The 14,865-nt window shown below is 69.9% G+C and carries 12 protein-coding genes; 10 read left to right on the forward strand and 2 right to left on the reverse strand.

Features of this window, described 5'->3' with window-relative positions; translation table 11 throughout:
* Positions 1-125 precede the first annotated feature (125 nt).
* The 3 genes from DEJ04_RS18255 (at position 126) to DEJ04_RS14570 (ending at position 3,324) form a co-directional block, all read left to right on the forward strand.
* The gene (locus DEJ04_RS18255; RefSeq protein ID WP_146248729.1) at positions 126-692 is read left to right on the forward strand and encodes a Pycsar system effector family protein; all 567 of its coding nucleotides are present in this window, start codon (positions 126-128) and stop codon (positions 690-692) included.
* Positions 693-700: 8 nt separating this feature from the next.
* Complete coding sequence (locus DEJ04_RS14565) at positions 701-1,423, forward strand: adenylate/guanylate cyclase domain-containing protein (protein ID WP_111047557.1); 723 nt, start codon at positions 701-703, stop codon at positions 1,421-1,423.
* Positions 1,424-2,133: 710 nt separating this feature from the next.
* Entirely contained in the window at positions 2,134-3,324 is a 1,191-nt protein-coding gene (locus DEJ04_RS14570) for an MFS transporter (RefSeq protein ID WP_111047558.1), read from the forward strand.
* A 184-nt stretch (positions 3,325-3,508) separates the two neighbouring features.
* Here DEJ04_RS14570 and DEJ04_RS14575 read toward each other — a convergent pair whose 3' ends face one another.
* Entirely contained in the window at positions 3,509-3,883 is a 375-nt protein-coding gene (locus tag DEJ04_RS14575; RefSeq protein WP_111047559.1) for a hypothetical protein, read from the reverse strand.
* Positions 3,884-4,065: 182 nt separating this feature from the next.
* Here DEJ04_RS14575 and msrA point away from each other — a divergent pair, with 182 nt between their 5' ends.
* Positions 4,066-4,587, forward strand: coding sequence for a peptide-methionine (S)-S-oxide reductase MsrA (gene msrA / locus DEJ04_RS14580; protein ID WP_111047560.1), 522 nt, complete (start codon positions 4,066-4,068; stop codon positions 4,585-4,587).
* 18 nt (positions 4,588-4,605) lie between these two features.
* On the opposite strand, the gene DEJ04_RS14585 is transcribed toward msrA, so the two are convergent.
* Positions 4,606-4,965: a UBP-type zinc finger domain-containing protein gene (locus tag DEJ04_RS14585; protein ID WP_071404761.1), complete on the reverse strand. Its 360-nt coding sequence runs from the start codon at positions 4,963-4,965 to the stop codon at positions 4,606-4,608.
* Between the two features lie 177 nt (positions 4,966-5,142).
* Between DEJ04_RS14585 and ppk2 the strand changes: the two genes are divergently transcribed.
* The 6 genes from ppk2 to atzF all read left to right on the forward strand — a co-directional run bounded on the left by ppk2 (position 5,143) and on the right by atzF (position 14,852).
* Complete coding sequence (gene ppk2, locus DEJ04_RS14590) at positions 5,143-6,051, forward strand: polyphosphate kinase 2 (RefSeq protein ID WP_027467245.1); 909 nt, start codon at positions 5,143-5,145, stop codon at positions 6,049-6,051.
* Positions 6,052-6,242: 191 nt separating this feature from the next.
* Positions 6,243-7,871, forward strand: a complete 1,629-nt coding sequence (locus tag DEJ04_RS14595) for an APC family permease (RefSeq protein WP_111024045.1) — start codon at positions 6,243-6,245, stop codon at positions 7,869-7,871.
* A gap of 15 nt (positions 7,872-7,886) precedes the next feature.
* Positions 7,887-8,726, forward strand: coding sequence for an urea amidolyase associated protein UAAP1 (locus DEJ04_RS14600; RefSeq protein ID WP_111047561.1), 840 nt, complete (start codon positions 7,887-7,889; stop codon positions 8,724-8,726).
* Positions 8,726-9,430: an urea amidolyase associated protein UAAP2 gene (locus DEJ04_RS14605; protein WP_111047562.1), complete on the forward strand. Its 705-nt coding sequence runs from the start codon at positions 8,726-8,728 to the stop codon at positions 9,428-9,430. The genes DEJ04_RS14600 and DEJ04_RS14605 overlap by 1 nt, the downstream gene beginning before the upstream one ends.
* On the forward strand, positions 9,427-13,125 hold the full coding sequence (uca, locus tag DEJ04_RS14610; RefSeq protein WP_220035573.1) for an urea carboxylase: 3,699 nt from the start codon (positions 9,427-9,429) through the stop codon (positions 13,123-13,125). Before DEJ04_RS14605 ends, uca begins: the two co-directional genes overlap by 4 nt.
* Positions 13,122-14,852: an allophanate hydrolase gene (gene atzF, locus DEJ04_RS14615; RefSeq protein ID WP_111047563.1), complete on the forward strand. Its 1,731-nt coding sequence runs from the start codon at positions 13,122-13,124 to the stop codon at positions 14,850-14,852. The genes uca and atzF overlap by 4 nt, the downstream gene beginning before the upstream one ends.
* Positions 14,853-14,865 lie beyond the last annotated feature (13 nt).

The raw sequence follows: 14,865 nt of genomic DNA on the forward strand, positions 1-14,865 counted from the left end.
GCGAAGCTGCTCACAGGCAACGAGTTTTGGACAGGCATAGAGGCGGCGTGTTGGCGCCGGTGCCGCACCTGCTCAGAAACGATCGTTTGCGGCGATGCGTCGGCGGCGCTGGGTAGCCTTCTGACATGAGCCGCCTTCGCTTCCCCCGGCGACCACTCCGCGCAGCAAGCGACCAGACCACCCCGAATCCGGATCACGCCTGGAAACTGCTGACTCTAGTCAATGAGTGGATTCGCCACTCGGATACCAAAGCAGCAGTCACTCTCGCTTTCACCGGTGCCATGGCTACCCTACTATTCAATCTAGTTCGCGTTATTGAACAGCGCTCCACCTTCATTGACGTCATCGTGGTCGTGGCGTGTGCACTACTAATCATAACCGCGGCACTCTGTGGTTTGACTCTGGCACCGCGAATCAATGACAAAGACGCAGATCCTGAGAGTATCAACCGGCTTTTCTATGCCAGCATCGCAGACAACTATTCGGGAAAGCGACCGGAGTACGCGAACGTACTGCATACACTGACCGCAAGTCCGTCAGAACTCGTCAAAGATCTAGCAGACCAGGTCCACGCCAATGCTCGCATCGCAACCAGCAAAGCGCGCGTTGTCAAATGGGCCATACGCTTCGGCTTCGGGGCAGGGCTCATGATTGGCCTAGTGGCCATAACAATCGGCACCGTCGCCGGATAGGAGTAAACATGGATGGCAACTACAAGCCCTATGACCATAAGGCCAGTTCCGCACGTATGGAAGAGATCCTCGACAAGCCGGTCGGCACTTTCGAGGAGAAGGATTCACTGCCGGACCGGGATCAACTCACTTTCACGAACGGGTTCTACAGCCTGTGCACTGCGGTGTTCATCGACATTCGAGACTCGTCCGGCCTCACCGACAAGCACAAGCGACCCCAGCTAGCGAAGATCTACCGCTCCTTCATCTCGGAGATGGTTGCGGTCCTCAATTCCGCGTCTTTCGTTCGAGAGGTTAACATCGTTGGGGATTGCGTCTGGGCTGTCTACAACACGCGGTGGACCTCAAATATAGAAGAAGTGTTCTCGATCGTTGCGCAGGCGAACTCGGTAAAGGACCTGCTCAACCACCACCTCACAGCGAGGGGGATTGATCCTCTGGCCATCGGAATCGGCGTCGATTATGGACGCGCACTTATGATCAAGGCTGGCTACAACGGCAGCGCGATCAATGACGTGGTGTACATGGGCGATGTTGTCAACAGTGCAGCTCACCTCGCTCATGAGGCCGGCCGAGGTTGGCGGAAGCCGGTATACCTGAGCACTGTTTTCTGGGCCAACCTTGGGGAGGATGATCAGAAGCTTTGCTACCGCGATTCCGTAAGCGGCAGCACTGTGTACACGGCCAACGTGGTCAACATCGCGATGAACAGCTACATCAACGACCTCTAAAAGCAGAGGCTCAGGGGGTAAGGGGCGAATGCGCGAAGGCCAGCTGCCGGGGGCTGTGCTCAACTGGGTGGTCCTCGCTGTGGTGCTCGCGCTGACGTGGGTCCCGTCACTGCGGGCCCGGCGCGCAAGATCCCGCGGACAGGTAAGCGCCCCCGGTCGGGAGAGAGTCGACCGGGGGCGCTAGCCAGTGGGGTGGTCACGCTCGCGTGACAAGGACCTCCGAGCTCAGGTGCACGAGGCCGAGCGCCACTGCTGACGTTCGCTCGGAGTCGCTAGTGGTGTTGCTTCCAGCGGCGCCAGCGGCGCGCGACGATCGCGAGGCCGAGCCCATTGATGAGTCCGATCGCGCGGCGGAGAGTCACCCTGGCAGCGGCAGCTTCTGGGGTGGTCTCGGTCATCCTCTACCGGACGCGCTTTCGACCCCTTGGTGATCCCGGCCGCACATCGAGTACTACCGGCGAGAGAGAGGTTGACTGCCTCGTGCCGGTTGCGGTCACCAGCTAACGCGCGACCGCACGCGACGGAACTGCGTCCGACAGCCGATCGACTACCTGACATGACACGGTCGCGTCGAGGCAGTCGATAGGCTTCGGGGATGCTCACTGCAGGGGATTGATCGGGAGCCGTGCTCGTCTCTGAGCGCGAGGCCTTCTGATCCACTTTTTCAGCACGCCCCCAGGGCGTGCTCGTTCCCCTGGAGCCCCACGCTCATGTCCACTCGGACTGCGCGTCTTCGTGACGCGCTCGCAACACCACACGTCCTCCCGACCTTCTCCGCTGCACTGTTCGGCCGCGCGGCGTACGCCCTCGTCCTCCTCCCGCTGCTCTACGCCGTCTCCGACGCCAGCGGCTCGATCGCGCAGGCCGGCGTCGCAGTCGCCCTCTACGGCGCCGGAGCGAGTCTCCTGGCACCTGCCCGCGCATGGCTCATCGACCGGCACGGTGCCCGCCTGGTCCTCGGGATTCTCGTGCTCCTCTTCGGCGGGGCGGTCGCCGCGCTGGCGATCACGTCGCTGGCGGACGGTCCGAGCGCGCTGCTCATGATCCTCGCCGTTGCCGCGGGCGCGGTCGCTCCGCCGATCGGACCGACCATGCGCGTCGCCTGGGGAGCGCTCCTCCCGGAAGGGGACCTGCTGCGCAAGGGACTGAGCTTCGATGCCGTCGTCGAGGAACTGCTCTACCTCGTCGGTCCGGCCGTCGCCGGACTGGCGCTCGCGGTGATCGACCCGGGACTTGCCCTGTTCGTCCCGGCCGTACTCGTCGTCGTCGGCGGTCTCCTGTTCGTCGCGACTCCAACTGTCGGATCGATGGGCGGGCGCCCTCGTGGCGAGACCGCCGAACGCCGTCGTTCCCTGCTCGCAGAACGTCGGTTCGTCGCCGTCTTGCTACCAGCCCTCGTCGCGGGCAGCATCTCCGGCAGCCTCACCGTCGCCGTGCCGGCGGTCCTGGTCGACCACGGGGGCGCCGCCGCGGCCGGCGTAGCGCTCGGACTCTTCGCGGGCGGCAGCGCAGTCGGTGGACTGGTCTACGGCGCGGTGAAGGTGCCGGGTTCCCCGGCACGGCAACTCATCGCACTCGCGCTCGGGCTGCTGACCCTCTCGTCACTCATCGCGGTGGTCACCGGGGCCGTGGCGGTCAGCGTCGTGGTCGCGGCCGCCGGCGTCTTCTTCTCCCCCGTCATGATCGTGGCGTACATCGCCGCGCACACTGCCGGTGGTGAGCACCGTCAGAACGCAGCGACCACCTGGGTCAACACGAGCCACAACGTCGGTGGCGCGATCGGCAGCGCGCTGGCGGGGGTCCTCATCGCGGCCGCGGGCACGCCCTTCGCCGTCGCGGTGATGGCGACAGTCGCACTCCTGCTGCTCGCTGTCTCCGGAGTGCTCGCCCAACGACGATGATCGTTCCGGCGGCATAGCCGCATCCCCGTCTCGTTAGCCGATCGGCTATCGGGCACCGAGACCAGCGCTCCTGTGTCCGTCGACGACGCCATCCACCTCGCAGTCGACCCTGTCTCGAAACCGATCTGGAGTGAACGGCATCAGGTCCTCAGGAGCGTGTGGCGGCGAGTTCGGTTCACGACGGTCACCTGATCGACAGATTGATCGCGACGACACCGAGCACGAAGACCAGGACGATGACCACGAGGCCGATCGTGGGTATCAGCACCTGTCGCCGCACCGTGGGAGCACCAGACGCCCCGATGACCCAGGTCGTGATCGCGACGACGAGTGCGAGGAGCGGCACGAGGAACTGCGCGGTTTCCCCGACGGCGTACGAACACTGCAACGTCACGTCGGAAGCGCAGGGCGTGTACTGCTCCAGTTGCGCGGCGACCATCCCCGGTAGCGAGCCGATCGCCACGAAGACCTCGAGGAAGACGAGGAAACAGAACGCGAGTCCGAGCAGCCACCAACCACGTGGACGGCGCTGGACTTCGTCGATGGATGACCGCTTCATGTGAGGCTGACCGTACCGCAGGGGTGACACGGAGCACGGACTCGTAGGGTCGAGTCGTACCGACCGCACACCCGAGTGGGTCCGTGCCCCACAGCGGACCTGACGACGGGAACAGATCGTCCCTGTTGCCGGTTGCACCACACGGTGTCGCAGCCAGTGACACGAGAGCCCAGGAGGCCACCATGACCACCACCGAGACCGCCATCCTCGCCGGCGGATGCTTCTGGGGAGCGCAGCAGCTCCTCCGTCGTCGCCCCGGCATCGTCAGCACCCGCGTCGGCTACTCCGGCGGCGAGGTGCCGAACGCGACGTACCGCAACCACGGCGACCACGCCGAGTCGGTCGAGATCGTCTTCGACCCGTCCCAGATCTCGTACCGGGACCTGCTGGAGTTCTTCTTCCAGATCCACGACCCGTCGACGAAGGACCGCCAGGGCAACGACATCGGTCGCAGCTACCGTTCGGCGATCTTCTTCACCTCGGACGAGCAGAAGCAGGTCGCGCTCGACACCATCGCGGACGTCGACGCGTCGGGCATCTGGCCCGGCAAGGTCGTCACCGAGGTCACTGCGGCCGGCCCGTTCTGGGAGGCCGAGGACGAGCACCAGGACTACCTCGAGAAGAACCCGCACGGCTACACCTGCCACTTCGTGCGTCCGGGCTGGAAGCTCCCGCACCGCGACGAGGCGGCCGCGGCCGTCTGACCTGACGACCGCCGCGGATCAGCGTGATCCGCCGAGCAGTTCCAACCAGTCCCCGGGAAGGCGATCCGCCGGCCCGGGGACTGCCTGCGTCACGGGGTGGCTGGTGGGTGCTGCGAGCTCGAGCCCCTCGGAGCGGGTGTCGTCGCGGTAGTCCCACGCCCAGGTCTCGCCGGGCTCGTAGCTCTGGATGACCGCGTGCCCGGTCTCCTCCCAGTGCCGCGTCGCGTGCGTGTTGAGCGAGTCGTCGCAGCAGCCGACGTGGCCGCACGCCGCGCAGCGGCGCAGGTGCACCCACCACGAACCGGTCGCGTCGCACTCGACGCACCCGTCTCCGCTCGGTGCGATCTCGGGGTGGATCATCTCGGCCTGGTCCGTCATGGCCCCATCATGCCTGTGAAGGGCCACATGCGGTCGGGAGGCACGGGGCGGGCCCGCACCGCGCCTCCAGGCCGTCATCGGGTCGCGTCCAGGGCGAGGCGTGGGGCGGTCGTGCGGGTGGCCGGGCCAGGATGGCCCTTGGGCCGACAGCCGATCGGCTCGCAGAGGGAGGACACCGTGGACACAGCGCCGTACTCGCAGCCGTTGCGGGAGTACATCGAACAGCTGCGGACCGAGGGGTACAGCGTCGCGGACGGTCAGACGGCCGACCCGGAGCTGATCGACCCGCACGGCAACCCGGTGCTCACCTGGCAGGACGACTACCCGTACTCGGAGCGCCTGCCGCGGGACGAGTACGAGTACCAGAAGTACCTGCTGCAGATCGAGCTGCTGAAGTGCCAGTACTGGCTCGAGGACACCGGCCAGAAGGTCGTGGTGCTCTTCGAGGGTCGTGACGCCGCGGGCAAGGGCGGCACGATCAAGCGGTTCACGGAGCACCTCAACCCCCGGACCTCGCGGGTCGTCGCGCTGAGCAAGCCGACCGAGCGCGAGCGCGGTGAGTGGTACTTCCAGCGGTACGTGCAGCACCTGCCGGCCGCCGGCGAGATGGTCCTGTTCGACCGCTCCTGGTACAACCGTGCCGGCGTCGAACGGGTGATGGGATTCTGCAGCGACGACGAGTACGAGTCGTTCATGACCCAGGTGCCGCAGTTCGAGCGGATGCTCGTCGACTCCGGCATCCACCTGACGAAGTTCTGGTTCTCGGTGACCCGGCGCGAGCAGCGGACCCGGTTCGCGATGCGCCAGCTCGACCCGGTGCGACGGTGGAAGCTGTCCGACATCGACCTGCTGTCGCTCGACCGGTGGGAGGACTACACCGAGGCGAAGACGGCGATGTTCACCAGGACGAGCAAGCGCTACGCGCCGTGGACGATCGTGCGGTCGAACGACAAGAAGCGCGCGCGGCTCAACGCCATGCGGTACTTCCTGACGCAGTTCGACTACCCGGACAAGGCCGCCGACGTCATCGGCAAGCCGGACCCGCTCATCGTCCGCCGCGGCAAGCGGGACGTCGACGTCGAGTGATTGCCCCGCTCACCCGTGATCCCTCGCCGGTGATCCCCCGCCGCTGATCCGCCCGCCGACTCGGAACGTTTACACGCCGAGGCCTGCCGTCACGCACTCGAAACAGACGGGCAACGGCGACGACACAGGGCCGCAAGACACTTGTCGCACTACCTGTCACCCGACAGGTACTCCGCGAAAGGTCTGCAGTCATGCGTTCTCCGCAAGCACCGCTCCACGCACCGCGCGCCACGTCCGACGTCGACACCCAGGGGCTCGCCCGCCTCGGCTACGAGCAGGAACTCCACCGCGGGGTCGGCTCGTTCTCCTCCTTCGCGGCGGGCTTCTCCTTCGTCTCGATCCTCACCACGGTCTTCCAGCTGTTCGGACTCGGCTTCGGGCTCGGCGGTGCTGCGTTCTTCTGGGCGTGGCCGCTCGTCTTCGGCGGCCAGCTGCTCGTCGCGCTGAACTTCGCGCAGCTCGCGGCCCGCTGGCCCATCTCCGGCGCGATCTTCCAGTGGTCGAGCCGTCTGGCCGGAGCCCGGTTCGGGTGGTTCACCGGCTGGACGATGATCATCGGCCAGATCCTCACCGTCGCGGTGGCCGCCATCGCCGTGCAGGCCGTGCTCCCCGCGATCTGGGACGGGTTCCAGGTCGTCGGCGGTCCGGGCGCCGACCCGTCCGTCGCGTCGCCGACCGGTGCCGCGAACGCGGTGGTCCTCGGGCTGGTGATGCTCGCCGTGACGACGATCGTGAACATCACGAGCGTCCGGCTGATGGCCCGCGTGACGAGCTTCGGCGTGCTCATCGAGATCATCGGCGTGGTCGTGCTCATCGGCGCCCTGTTCCTGCTGCCGCACCGCAGCGCATCGGTGGTGTTCACGACCACCGGGTCGACGAGCACCGAGCCGTACGTGTGGGCGTTCCTGGCGTCCTCGCTGATGGCCGCGTACGTGATGGTCGGCTTCGACTCGGCCGGTGAGCTCGCGGAGGAGACCCACAACCCGCGCCGGACCACCCCGAAGACGATCGTCCGGGCACTCACGGTCTCCGGCCTCGGCGGCGGGCTGCTCATCATCGGCGCCCTCGTCGCCGCCCCGAGCCTGACCGACGGCAAGCTCGCCACCCAGGGTCTCGCCTGGGTGATCACCTCGACCCTCGGCGACGTCTTCGGCCGGCTCCTGCTCTGCACCGTCGCCGTCGCCGTCTTCGCGTGCACCCTCGCCGTGCAGACCGCCGGAGCCCGGATGGTCTACTCGATGGCCCGCGAGAAGGCGCTGCCCTTCCACCGCACCCTCGCCCGGGTCTCGCCCCGCACCGGCACCCCGATCGCCGCGTCGATCGTCGTCGGGGTCGGCGCCGGGCTGGCCCTCGCCGTCAACATCGGGCAGTCCGCGATCTTCACCGCCCTGTCGAGCCTGTGCATCGCGATGCTCTACCTGGCCTACCTCGGCGTCACCGGGCCGCTGCTGGTCCAGCGGATCAAGCTCCGTCGCACGGGGCTGCCGACCGGGGTCGACGAGGACGGCAAGCCGCTGTTCACCCTCGGTCGCTGGGGCATCCCGCTGAACGCCCTGGCCGTGGCGTTCCAGATCGGCATGGCGATCAACCTCATCTGGCCCCGGCCGGAGATCTACGACCTGACCGGCACCTCGTGGTGGCTGCAGTACAGCGCCCTGCTCTTCATCGGCGGCGTGCTGCTCGTCGGCTGGGCGTGGTCGAGCTGGCGGCACCGCACGCACGGGCCGATCACCCTGGCCGAGGTCCCCACCACCGCGGCGGTGCCCGTCCCCGCAGCCGCGACTGCGGCGAGCCCGACCGCCGCCTCCGTCGAAGCCTGATCCGGAAGGAACCCCATGCGTGACCTCCACCAGACCGACAGCGTGCTCGCCTCCCGGTCCGACGCACGCGCCCAGGCCGGCTCGCAGTCCGAGTACATGCCGTACCTGCCGGCGTCGTCGTCACCGTTCGCCCCCGAGGGCGTCGACCCCGCAGAACTCGTCTGGGCCGAGACGGTGGCGCCGGGCGGGTACACGCACAAGGTGCTGGCCCGCGGGTCACGACTGCGGTTCGACGACCCGACGGGTCAGGCCTGCGCCAACGTCCTGGTGTTCAACGCGCTCGAACCGTGGGAGCGGCTCAACGTCGCCGACACCCAGAAGATCCCGTGGCAGGCGTACCTGGGCCAGGGTTCGCCCCTGATGAGCGGGGACGGTCGGGCACTGGCGACCGTGCTCGAGGACACCTCGGGGCACCACGACGCGTTCTGCGGCACCTCGACCGACGCCTGGAACGAGCGGAAGTACGGCGACGCGGCACCCGAGGGGCGCACCCCGAGCGGTCGGTCGCTGTTCGCGAAGGCCGCAGCCAAGCACGGGCTCACCAAGCGGGACCTGCCGCCGAGCATCTCGTTCTTCCAGGGTGTGCGGATCGACGCCGAGGGGGCGATGACCTTCACCGGTTCGGCCGGCGCGGGCACCCACGTCACGCTCGTCGCCGAGCTGCCGCTGCTCGTGCTGGTCGCGAACGTCGCGCACCCGATCGACCCGCGCCCGGACTACCTGGTCGGACCACTGCGGGTGCACGCCTGGCGAGGGGCCCCGACGACCGCGGCCGACGAGCGGTTCACCGCGACGCCGGAGCTCACCCGCGCCTACCTGAACTCGATCGACCACGCGGAAGCCCGAGGCCTGTGATGACCGACACGACGACCCACACCCCCACCTCCACCGTCCCGGTCGGAGCCGTCCACGACCCGGACGTCGCCCTCGACTGGAGCGAGTCCCTGGTGCCGGGCACCGTGGTCCGCGACGACCGGGTCGCCCCGCTCGCACCGTGGTCCACCGTGGTCCGCGCCGGCGAGGTGCTCACCATCGTCGACGTCGGCGGCAACCAGAGCGCCGACTGCCTGCTCTACGACGCCCACGACCCCGACGAGCGGTACAGCGTGCCGGACACCCTCGCCGCACAGGGCAACGCGTACGTCAGGACCGGCACCGTCCTGATGTCGAACGAGGGCCGCCCGCTGATGACCGTCGTCGCGAACGAGATCGACCGGCAGGACACCATCGGCGGCGCGTGCTCGAAGGAGTCGAACACCCTGCGGTACGGGCACCACACCCAGTACCAGCACGGCTGCCGCGAGAACTTCCTGGCCGAGGCAGGCCGCCACGGACTCGGTGCCCGCGACATCGTGTCGAACCTCAACTGGTTCATGAACGTGCCGGTCGAGGCCGACGGCGCCCTCGGGATCGTCGACGGCATGAGCGCCCCCGGCAAGCGGGTCGCGATCCGTGCCGAGCGGGACGTGCTCGTCGTCGTCTCGAACTGCCCACAGATGAACAACCCCTGCAACGACTTCTCCTGCACACCGCTGCGCATGATCGTGGTCCAGCCGTGACCGCCGCGCCCGACCCCACCGGGACCGCCACCGTGAACCAGACCCCCCTCAGCACCGACACCGTCCTCGTCGCGAACCGCGGCGAGATCGCCCGCCGCATCATCCGGTCCGCCAAGGCGCTCGGCATGCGCACCGTCGCCGTCTACTCGGACGCCGATCGCGCGGCACCCCACGTGCGCGAGGCCGACACCGCAGTCCGGCTCGGTCCCGCACCCGCCCGCGACTCGTACCTGCGCATCGACGCGGTGGTGCAGGCCGCGAAGGACACCGGCGCCGGACTCGTGCACCCCGGCTACGGGTTCCTGTCCGAGAACACCGACTTCGCCCGGGCCTGCGAGGACGCCGGCATCCGGTTCGTCGGGCCGACCGCCGACCAGATCGTCCGGTTCGGCGCGAAGCACACCGCCCGCGAGCTGGCCGCCGCAGCAGGGGTCCCGATGCTCGCCGGCACCGGACTGCTCGCCAGCGTCGACGACGCCGTGGCCGAGGCCGAGCGCATCGGGCTGCCCGTCATGCTCAAGGCCACCGGGGGCGGCGGCGGGATCGGCATGCAGGCGTGCTCGACCCTCGACGAGGTCCGCGAGGCCTACACGAGCGTCGTCCGTCTGGCGACCGCGAACTTCGGGTCGGCCGGCATCTTCCTCGAACGACTCGTCCGGCCGGCCCGGCACGTCGAGGTCCAGCTCTTCGGTGACGGCGAAGGCCGCGTCGCGGTGATCGGCGACCGCGACTGCTCCCTGCAGCGCCGCAACCAGAAGGTCATCGAGGAGGCCCCGGCACCGGCACTCCCCGAGCACGTCCGCGCCGAGCTGCACGCGTCCGCCCGCCGCCTGGCCGAGAGCGTCGGGTACCGCAGTGCCGGCACCGTCGAGTTCGTCTACGACCCGGTGCGCGAAGAGGCGTCGTTCCTCGAGGTGAACACCCGCCTGCAGGTCGAGCACCCGGTCACCGAGGAAGTGTTCGGCGTCGACCTCGTCGAGCTCATGCTCCGCCTGGCCCGCGACGGTGCGGCCGGCATCGACCCCGACGTGTTCGACCGCACCTGGACCCCGAACGGCCACGCCGTCGAGGCCCGCGTCTACGCCGAGGACCCGGCGAAGAGCTCGCTGCCCTCGAGCGGCCTCGTCACCCAGGCCGTGTTCCCGAGCGCGACCACGGGATCCGGCGAGCGCACCGGCATCCGCGTCGACGGCTGGGTCGAGACCGGTTCCGAGGTGTCCGCGTTCTACGACCCGATGCTCGCCAAGGTGATCGCCACCGGGGAGACCCGCGACGACGCCCTCGACCTGCTGCGCGACGGGCTCGCGGCCACCCGCATCGACGGCATCGTCACGAACGCCGGGCTCCTCCGCGCGCTGACCGACGACCTCGAGCTCCGCACCGCCACGCACTCCACCTCGACGCTCGACGCGACCGAGGACCCGGACCCGCGCATCGACGTCGTCGCCCCAGGCACCATGACGATGATCCAGGACCTGCCGGGCCGGGTCGGGTACTGGCAGGTGGGCGTCCCGCCGAGCGGCCCGTTCGACGCGGCGTCCTTCGCCGAGGCGAACCGCGCCGTGGGCAACCCGGACGGTGCCCCCGCGCTCGAGGTCACCGCCACCGGCCCGACGCTCCGCTTCTCGGCCGCCGCCGTGGTCGCGCTCACGGGTGCGCCGGCGCCGGTCACCCTCGACGGCGAACCCGTGGCGCTGTGGGAGCCCGTCGAGGTCGGCGCCGGGCAGACCCTGGCGATCGGCACAGCACCCGGTCCGGGCCTCCGCACCTACCTGGCGGTCCGCGGCGGCTTCGACGTGCCGACCTACCTCGGCTCGACCGCGACCTTCACGCTCGGTGGCTTCGGCGGCCACGCCGGGCGGGCCCTGCTCGCCGGCGACGTCCTGCGCCCTGGATCCCCGGACTCGGACGCCCCGCACCCGGCGTTCCCGTCCGGGACCCGTCTGGGCCTGGTGGGCGGTCCGACCCCGGCCGACCGCCGCACCGCGCTCACCGACGCGTGGGAGATCGCCGTCACCGAGGGGCCGCACGCCGCACCGGACTTCTTCACCCGCGCCGACCTCGACGTCTTCTACGCCACCGACTACGCCGTGCACCACAACTCGGCACGCACCGGCATCCGGCTCATCGGGCCGCGGCCGGAGTGGGCGCGGACCGACGGCGGCGAGGCCGGTCTGCACCCGTCGAACATCCACGACACCCCGTACGCCGTCGGTGCGATCGACTTCACCGGGGACACCCCGATCATCCTCGGACCGGACGGGCCGTCGCTCGGCGGCTTCGTCTGCCCCGCCGTGGTCGCCAGCGGCGACCTGTGGAAGCTGGGCCAGCTCCGACCGGGTGACACCGTCCGGTTCGTCCCCGTCCGCGAAGCCGACGCCGCCGCGCTCGACGCGCACCGGGCCTCCAGGACGGTGCCGCGCACCGGGACCGACGGCGACGACGGCGTGATCGCCCGCCTGGAGGCGACCGACGTGCGACCGAGCGTCGCGTACCGACGCGACGGCGACGACAACGTGCTCGTCGAGTACGGCGACATGACCCTCGACATCGCGCTGCGGATGCGCGTGCACGCGCTCATGACGAAGCTGCAGGAGCACACGCCGAAGGGGATCCTCGACATCACGCCGGGCATCCGCTCGCTGCAGGTGCACACCGACGCGTCCGTGCTCAAGGCGCGGGACGTGGCGGGGCTGCTCCGCGAGCTCGAGGACGAGATCCCGCCGACCGACCAGCTCGTCGTGCCGTCGCGCACCGTGAAGCTGCCGCTGTCGTGGGACGACCCGGCCACCCGCCTGGCGATCGAGCGGTACATGAACGGCGTCCGGAACGACGCCCCGTGGACGCCGTGGAACATCGAGTTCATCCGTCGCATCAACGGGCTGGAGAGCGTCGACGACGTCTTCCGCACCGTGTTCGACGCGAGCTACCTGGTGCTCGGCCTGGGCGACGTGTACCTCGGCGCCCCGGTCGCGACCCCGCTCGACCCCCGGCACCGCCTGGTCACGACGAAGTACAACCCGGCCCGCACCTGGACCGCCGAGAACTCCGTCGGCATCGGCGGCGCGTACCTCTGCATCTACGGCATGGAGGGTCCGGGCGGCTACCAGTTCGTCGGCCGCACCGTGCAGATCTGGAACCGGTTCCGCCGGGGCGGGCTGTTCCAGGAGAACCCGTGGGCGCTGCGGTTCTTCGACCGGATCGAGTGGTACCCGGTCGGTGCCGACGAGCTGCTCGAGCTGCGCGCCGAGACGGACGCCGGACGGGGCTCGTTCGAGACCGTCGAGGGCGAGTTCTCGATCGCGTCGTACAACCGGTTCCTGGCCGACAACGCCGGGTCCATCGCGGACTTCCGGGCGCAGCAGGCACAGGCGTTCGGCGAGGAGAAGGAGCGGTGGCGGGCATCGGGCGAGTTCGACGTCCGGGACGAACCGGCCGCCGTGGTGGCCGACGCCGTGACCGTGCCGGAGGGGTCGACCGCCGTGTACGCCCCCTTCACCTCGACCGTGTGGCAGGTGGACGTCCGCCCGGGAGACCGTGTGGACGAGGGGCAGAAGCTGCTGGCCGTGGAGGCGATGAAGATGGAGTCGATGGTGCACGCACCCGTTCCGGGCCACGTGCTCGAGGTGTACATCAAGCCGGGCGACCAGGTCGCGCCGGGCCAGGTCCTCGCCGCGATCGGAGCGGCAGCGTGAGCGGGGCCGTCGCCGCCGCCGCCCGCGTCCGCGACGCCTTCGCCCGCATCGACGCCGTCGACCGCCCCGAGGTCTGGATCACCCTGCGCGACCGTGCCGACGTGCTGGCCGAGGCCGAAGCCGTCGACCCGACGCTGCCCCTGGCCGGCCTGCTGTTCGCCGTGAAGGACAACATCGACGTCGCCGGCCTGCCCACCACCGCAGCCGCCCGCTCCTACGCCCACGACCCCGCCGCCGACGCCACCGCCGTCGCCCGGCTCCGCGCCGCCGGCGCCGTCGTCGTCGGCAAGACGAACCTCGACCAGTTCGCCACCGGCCTGGTCGGCACCCGCTCGCCCTTCGGCGCGGTCCGGAACGCCTGGGACCCGACGCGGATATCCGGCGGCTCGTCGAGCGGCTCCGCCACGGCGGTCGCCCTGGGCATCGTCGACTTCGCGCTCGGCACCGACACCGCCGGGTCCGGCCGGGTGCCCGCCGCGCTCGGCAACCTGGTCGGGGTGAAGCCGACGAAGGGGCTCGTGCCGAACACCGGGGTCGTCCCCGCCTGCCGGTCGCAGGACTGCGTCACGGTGTTCGCCCGGTCGCTCGACCTGGCGCGCACGGCGGCGGAGCTGATGGCCGGTCCGGACGGCGTCGACCCGCTCGCGCGGCCCGACCTCGCCCTCGCCGACCTGCCGGCCGTCCCGCGCATCGCGGTGCCGCTGCCGTCGCAGCTCCAGGGGCTCGCACCCGGCTGGGCCGAGGCGTTCGCCGCGGCCGTCGACCGGTTCCGTGCGCTCGGACACCAGGTGGTCGAGGTCGACATCGCACCCCTGCTCGACGCCGCGTCGCTGCTCTACGACGGCGCGTTCGTCGCGGAGCGGTACGCGGCCGTCGGCGCCCACATCGAGGCCCACCGCGACGAGGTCGGTGCCGACCTCGACCCGTCGGTCGCCGCGATCGTGCTCGGTGGCGCACGACCGACCGCCGCGGAGCTCTTCGCCGACCAGGAACGACTCGACGCGTTCGGGGCAGCGGGTCGCGCAGCACTCGAGGGCACGACCGCCCTGCTCACCCCGACGACGACGTGGCACCCGACGCTCGAGCAGGTCGCGGCCGACCCGATCGGCGCGAACAGCCGGATGGGTCGGTACACGAACTTCGCGAACCTGCTCGACATGGCCTCGCTCGCCGTGCCCGCCGGCTTCGTCGACGGCCTGCCGTTCGGCGTCATGCTCACCGGCCCGGCGTTCAGCGACCGGCGCCTGGCGGCGTTGGCGTCCGCGTTCGCCGCCCCGACCGTCGACCTGCTGGTCGTCGGGGCACACCTGCGCGGTCAGCCGCTGAACGGGCAGCTGGTCGCGTCCGGCGGATCGTTCGTCCGGGAGGCCCGCACCGCGTCCGACTACCGGCTGTACGCCCTCGACACGGTGCCGCCCAAGCCCGGGTTGGTCCGCATGGGTCCGGTCCCGTCCGGCGCTGCTGCGCCTGGGTCGGGCTCGGGCTCGGGCTCGGGCTCGGGCTCGGGCTCGGGCTCGGGCTCGGGCATCGTCGGGGAGGTCTGGCGCCTGCCCGCCGCCGGCTTCGGCACCTTCGTCGCGGCCCTGCCGGCACCGATGGCGATCGGCACCGTGGCGCTCGACGACAGCACCGAGGTCACCGGGTTCCTGGTCGAGCCGTTCGCGGTCGAGGGCGCCGAGGACATCACCCCCCACGGCGGCTGGCGCGCGTACCGGGAGCAGTCGTGACGGACACCGGCTG

This window comes from Curtobacterium sp. MCLR17_044 (assembly GCF_003234435.1).
GTDB classification, from domain to species: Bacteria; Actinomycetota; Actinomycetes; order Actinomycetales; family Microbacteriaceae; genus Curtobacterium; species Curtobacterium flaccumfaciens.

Bases quoted from the DNA above. Each gene is read 5' to 3' on its own strand.
- DEJ04_RS18255 (WP_146248729.1), top strand. From the start codon at position 126: ATGAGCCGCCTTCGCTTCCCCCGGCGACCACTCCGCGCAGCAAGCGAC.
- DEJ04_RS14565 (WP_111047557.1), top strand. From the start codon at position 701: ATGGATGGCAACTACAAGCCCTATGACCATAAGGCCAGTTCCGCACGT.
- DEJ04_RS14570 (WP_111047558.1), top strand. From the start codon at position 2,134: ATGTCCACTCGGACTGCGCGTCTTCGTGACGCGCTCGCAACACCACAC.
- DEJ04_RS14575 (WP_111047559.1), bottom strand. From the start codon at position 3,883: ATGAAGCGGTCATCCATCGACGAAGTCCAGCGCCGTCCACGTGGTTGG.
- msrA (WP_111047560.1), top strand. From the start codon at position 4,066: ATGACCACCACCGAGACCGCCATCCTCGCCGGCGGATGCTTCTGGGGA.
- DEJ04_RS14585 (WP_071404761.1), bottom strand. From the start codon at position 4,965: ATGACGGACCAGGCCGAGATGATCCACCCCGAGATCGCACCGAGCGGA.
- DEJ04_RS14595 (WP_111024045.1), top strand. From the start codon at position 6,243: ATGCGTTCTCCGCAAGCACCGCTCCACGCACCGCGCGCCACGTCCGAC.
- DEJ04_RS14600 (WP_111047561.1), top strand. From the start codon at position 7,887: ATGCGTGACCTCCACCAGACCGACAGCGTGCTCGCCTCCCGGTCCGAC.
- DEJ04_RS14605 (WP_111047562.1), top strand. From the start codon at position 8,726: ATGACCGACACGACGACCCACACCCCCACCTCCACCGTCCCGGTCGGA.